This window comes from Scytonema sp. PCC 10023, from assembly GCF_963920835.1.
Lineage (GTDB): Bacteria > Cyanobacteriota > Cyanobacteriia > Cyanobacteriales > Nostocaceae > Kalymmatonema.
Genome location: NZ_CAWUDP010000215.1, coordinates 1 through 5,120, shown reverse-complemented (window position 1 = coordinate 5,120; position 5,120 = coordinate 1). Strand labels below are relative to the sequence as shown.

5 protein-coding genes and 1 pseudogene are annotated in these 5,120 nt (G+C 42.7%); 3 read left to right on the top strand and 3 right to left on the bottom strand.

Features of this window, described 5'->3' with window-relative positions; genetic code table 11:
* Positions 1-63: 63 nt before the first annotated feature.
* A pseudogene (locus ACM0OZ_RS47730) lies at positions 64-231 on the top strand (pentapeptide repeat-containing protein); the annotation flags it as partial.
* Between the two features lie 29 nt (positions 232-260).
* Here ACM0OZ_RS47730 and ACM0OZ_RS47725 read toward each other — a convergent pair.
* From ACM0OZ_RS47725 to ACM0OZ_RS47715, 3 genes are all read right to left on the bottom strand, one after another.
* Entirely contained in the window at positions 261-1,229 is a 969-nt protein-coding gene (locus ACM0OZ_RS47725) for a zinc-dependent alcohol dehydrogenase family protein (RefSeq protein ID WP_414589971.1), read from the bottom strand.
* A gap of 252 nt (positions 1,230-1,481) precedes the next feature.
* Complete coding sequence (locus ACM0OZ_RS47720; RefSeq protein ID WP_414589970.1) at positions 1,482-1,943, bottom strand: hypothetical protein; 462 nt, start codon at positions 1,941-1,943, stop codon at positions 1,482-1,484.
* Between the two features lie 500 nt (positions 1,944-2,443).
* Positions 2,444-3,166, bottom strand: coding sequence for a hypothetical protein (locus ACM0OZ_RS47715; RefSeq protein WP_414589790.1), 723 nt, complete (start codon positions 3,164-3,166; stop codon positions 2,444-2,446).
* Between the two features lie 137 nt (positions 3,167-3,303).
* Between ACM0OZ_RS47715 and ACM0OZ_RS47710 the strand changes: the two genes are divergently transcribed.
* Positions 3,304-4,110 carry a peptidoglycan-binding domain-containing protein gene (locus ACM0OZ_RS47710; protein ID WP_414589969.1) on the top strand — a complete coding sequence of 269 codons (807 nt, stop codon included), beginning with the start codon at positions 3,304-3,306 and terminating at the stop codon, positions 4,108-4,110.
* A 395-nt stretch (positions 4,111-4,505) separates the two neighbouring features.
* Positions 4,506-5,033 carry a hypothetical protein gene (locus ACM0OZ_RS47705; protein WP_414589968.1) on the top strand — a complete coding sequence of 176 codons (528 nt, stop codon included), beginning with the start codon at positions 4,506-4,508 and terminating at the stop codon, positions 5,031-5,033.
* Positions 5,034-5,120 lie beyond the last annotated feature (87 nt).

The following is a 5,120-nucleotide window of genomic DNA, read 5'->3' as shown; positions in this document are numbered from 1 at the left end:
ACCTTGCTACTATCCACATTTGGATTAACAAAATATTATTAGTGGGATAGGTTCAAAGGAGCTAACTTGGTAGATGCCAGTTTTATTGCTGCAAACTTAAGTGAAGCCAACTTGCAAGATGGTGATTTATCCAGAGCACAACTGGTACAAGCACAATTAGACTCAACTGATTTTACAGGCGCGACTCTCACCGGAGCATATATTAGTGCAATTACCTTAACCTCTCACTGAGGCTCCACCCCTAGCTTTTTCCATCAACGTTAATCTTCAACAACTTGTAGAACCACTTTGCCCTTCGTGCCACCTTGTTCTAAACGCTGATGGGCTTGTGCTACTTGAGTCCAAGGCATGACAGAATCAATCACAGGATGTAGCTGATTGCGTTCAATTAAATGTCTAAGTGAATCTAATTTGGCGCGATATTGAGAGGTAATAACAAAATGCACGGTTAAGTTTTTAGCCCATGCTTCTAGTAATGACTGAGGAGTTGCAATATCGACAATGCTGACGAGTCGACCATAGGGGCGGACCACTTGGGGACTCCGCTGAATAGTTTCTCCACCAATAGTGTCTAATAGGAGGTCAACGCCTTTGTCATTAGTTACACGCTGGATGACTTCAACGTAATCTTCAGACTTATAATCAATTGCATAATCTGCTCCTAGTTGTTTGACCAAGTCGTGATTATTAAAACTACAAGTTGTAAAAACGTAAGCGCCTATTGCTTTCGCTAACTGAATGGCAAATGAACCAACGCCACCTGCGCCAGCATGAATCAAAACAGACTCACCTACTTGTAACTGACCTCTAGTCACTAAACAGTCCCATGCTGTCCCCGCAGCCAAGGGAAAACAGGCAGCTTCCAGATGTGATAAGTTTACTGGTTTATGAGCAACGAGCTGCTCATCTGCAACGTGATACTCTGCGTAACTCCCCGATTCACCAAAAAGCTGCGGTGAGTAGTACACTTCATCACCGACTTTGAAAGTTGTGACAGATTCTCCAACAGCTTCAATGACACCGGAGATATCCACACCAAGAATGGCAGGTAACTTCACCAAATTCTGATAGTCTCCACGACGAGTCTGATAATCAACTGGATTGAGCGACGTGGCATGAACTCGCACTAACACTTGATGCGGTTTTGGCTTTGGTTTGGGGACTTCCTGAATCTCGAACCCATTGACACCACCAAACGCTGTTAGGACAGCAGCTTTCATCAACTGCATAGTTAATCTTCCTATCCTCTAAAATTGAGTTTAAAGCGCTCTTGCTTCTCTACTCACCAGTATAGATAAGCGTCCTATGTCGTTACAATACTTTTTCATCTCCTATTTAAGCTGTTAAAGACTTTAAAGATAATGATAATCAAACATAGGGGGAGGAGGTGAGCGTCGCTCACCTCCTCCCCCTACCTTCTACACGATTATCATTCTTAAAAGTGAGAATTTGAGTATTTTAACTGATTGACAAAAGGCACTTTATTCTAACCTCTCACTGATGGGAGCGTTGTAGTAAGCGTTATCTTTTGGGATATGGATTGTATAGCGGTTTAGGCTATTACCGCGAATCTCCTCGATTCCCTCTGCCAAGGCGTCTTCTTCGCTAATATTATGCAATCGTTCAGTGCGAATTTGAGAGACTTTTAAAAAGATTCGGGCTGCATCCTTGGGCATATGGATTGATGGCTTCCAGTTTCCGCGTAACCCCATTGGCGGGTTCTCCTCGCAATAATTCGCTTTGTAAATATAGTCTCCAGAAAGCGTTTGTGACCAGGTTTCCCTTACCCATAGCTCTGTACCCACCTTGCCGTATGGGCATTTTGCATCGGATTGAGATTTAACAATGCGTCTAGTTTGGCTCTTTTTACCCTCTAGAATTGCTCTTACCATTGGGGTTGAAAAGAGAATCGGTTTCTGCTCTTCTGTTGTTATAATTTTCATACTTGCATATTGACTAAAGGCACCCCATGAGACTAATTGTGCGTTTTTGGGGTGCCTTTATTTTAAGATTTTGGCAATTACAAATCAATATTTTCAAGCCTTGAAATCGGTTTTTGTTGGGGCGATTGCGCGGAGCGCAGTGCCCCGAATCGCAATCGCATCCATCCATTTGCTCAAAAAAATATCCCGTGTCAACCACACGGGACGACCCTTCATACCATAAAAAAATCCAAGACTATCAAAGCATTTACTCACCCTTTCGGCAAGTTTCCTCTGAGAAAATGAATCAAAAAAAATACCAAGCTTTATTACTTGGTAGGTCGGATTCTATCAGCGTTTCCCTTCATTAATCTTTTTTTAATCCATCTCGACTCAAAATGCCAAGTATTTCTCAGAGGAAACCTTAAATAGATAAACCCCCTTAAGGTTGCGGTAAGGGGGCTTTGGTAGTACACCATCTTACAGGCAACCAAACTAGCACAGATGGTAAGCTATGGCAACTAATCAAATATAATCTGATACTTTTCACTAAAACTATAGAAAAGCGTACTAATTGCACTGGCAGCCCTTTGCAATTTATCTTCATAAAAATAAAGCTGAAGCGAATCAGGCTGCTTATAAAGTGCGATCGCAGCGGCAATCAATCTCTTATTCTTGCTAGTAAAAATTGGACAAATGCTAAAGTGTGTACTCTGAAAGTCATATACACCGCGCTTAAGTTGCTCCAACACTGGCTTTTGAATTGCGCCACTCAGGCATGAGCCATCATTCAGTTTAGACTGAAATTCCCCTTTTACGCCGTTGAATGCGCGTTCAAACACGTCCAGATAAGAGTACTTGTCTACAGGCAGTGACCAAGCCCAAAACATCAAGCGAGTGTCTTTCACTTCATTGGTTAAAACAATATTATTTGTTGAGTTATCCACCAAAGTCACGAGAAAGCTTGCTCTAACGTTTGGGTCTGATTCCCTTAATTGTGATATCTCTTCATAGGATTGTTTAAAATTCTTGACCACCTCAGTATGAGTGAGCGCTGGCAATTCTACTTGCTTACTTAATCCGATGCGATCGCCTAAAGGTGTATCTTTTATTCCAACAACTATACCTACTACCAGCACTCCTAAAAAAGATAAGCGAATTATCCAGGCAGGAGTGGATAAATTTTGATTAGGTAGAAGAGATTTAACGACGTCTAAAACAGCATTGATAATTTTTTCAACCATGGCAGCACCTGACATTTATGAAAGCTTGAGTTAGCATGGTGTCCAGACCTGAAACTCTTCATAAATCCACCATTAACCCTGAAATTTACTTGCGGCACTTAATCAAGTTTAAGTGCCGCTTTAGTTAGGAGAAATCTATGAACAACGCAGAAGCTCAACAAATATTAGTTAATCGTGGATTGCTCGACCCTCCGGCAGATGGTAAATGGGGCAATCTTAGCAAAAGCGCTTTGATGAAATTTCAAAAGCTCATTGGTGTCCCCGAGCCAGATGGAATTCTTGATGAAGCGGCTAAAACCTCTTTAAGGCTTGCGCCACCATTACCACCCATTGAAGCTGAAGGGCTGATGGAAAAAATCATCAGCTATTACCAAAAGCACAATTATTGGATAGCTCGGGGAAGAGATGTTTTCAATATCGTATATATAGAGGGGATGTACCCAGACGGAACCCTCAATAGTGACCGATTGGACGAGTGGAACGACACCCGCGCTTTATTCCAAGTAGATGATTCTGGCAAGGCTCAAATAGTAGAAGCGTGGGCAGCGACTTGTGAGCCTGGTGCTTACTACACTTACCACCGAATGAATCCAGCGGGAGCCGCCAGGATTCAATTCGGTCAATATTGGGCGTGGGCTGTGGGGATGCATGGGAATTCGCGACCACATGAGGCATTGGTTCAAGTCGCTGATGTCAAAGTTTGTCGAGATGACAACGAGGACGGGTTGCGGATTGGTGATGCGGTCGCGGAGGGTCGTTATGGAGTTAACCAACACGATGGATCTGATATGGATAAAGTTGGTCGAGCGTCTGCCGGATGTCTTGTCGGGAAGCTTATTGAGGGACAGAGGAAGTTTATGAGCCGGATTAAAAGCGATCGCCGATATCAGGCAAGCAACGCTTATATTTTTTGTACAGCGGTGATTCCAGGGGATAAGCTCTAACAATGCAAAAAAACTCAGGCATTCTTCAACACCCGAGTTTAAAAAATGGAAGCAATGATTTACAGCCCACTATAAACGATTGTTTTGCAGTATTCGTTGGGTGCGTGAGCCTCAAAAAAACGAGCGTCAAAACAGTGAACAGTGAACAGTGACCAGTAAACAGTAAACAGTACCAGCCGCCAGTGAGAAGATTGACTTGGGACATCTTGATACTGCGGGTACTTGGTAACTGGTAACTGATAACTGATAACTGGTAACTGATTCGGTCAAACTAAAACAAGCCCCTATAATAAATTAAATCGGCATCTGGGAGAGATACCGATTCGTGGGGTAAGTGGTGATTGATTTACCTAGGAGAACAGGCAAAGCACGATTATAACTCTAGGAAAAGAAAAATGCCCATCACCTTAGATAAACCCACCATCACCAGCTTAAAAACTTACAGAATCATCTCTGAATTTGAATACACCTACTTCGGGTTGCAATTGCTTAAAGACCCAACAAACAGCAGCCAAGATATAGACACAGATGCTTTTGAGGCTGATTGGGGAGTGTCGAACACCAACCTGATGAGATATCTGCAAACCCTGGAGACTCGCAAAGTCTTGAAAATTACCCCAGGACCGGTTCAAGTAACCTGGGATCAAAATGAAACCACAACGATTTCTCAAGCAGAAGTCTTGTCGATGCGGAAAGACGGAATCATCAACTCAACGGCATATGTGTATTACGCATTACTCCTAAATAAAGGTGGCGGATTGGTTCAAGGAGTCGAACCCACCGACTATTCAGTAGCTCCTTGGAGTATCACGCCGTCAACTTTGTTACAAGAATTAACAGCTATTAGCCAGAAGACAAATGAGGGCGGGTCAAAAGTGCTGACGCTTGACTTAAGTAATGTGAGCGTAATCTGGTTAGTCTAGTTCGCGGTGCGAAACGGTAGAAAAAATGAACTAGACTTGGTATTAATTGCTGAGTATCATGAGGATTACCTTTTAAAATTCGATAAT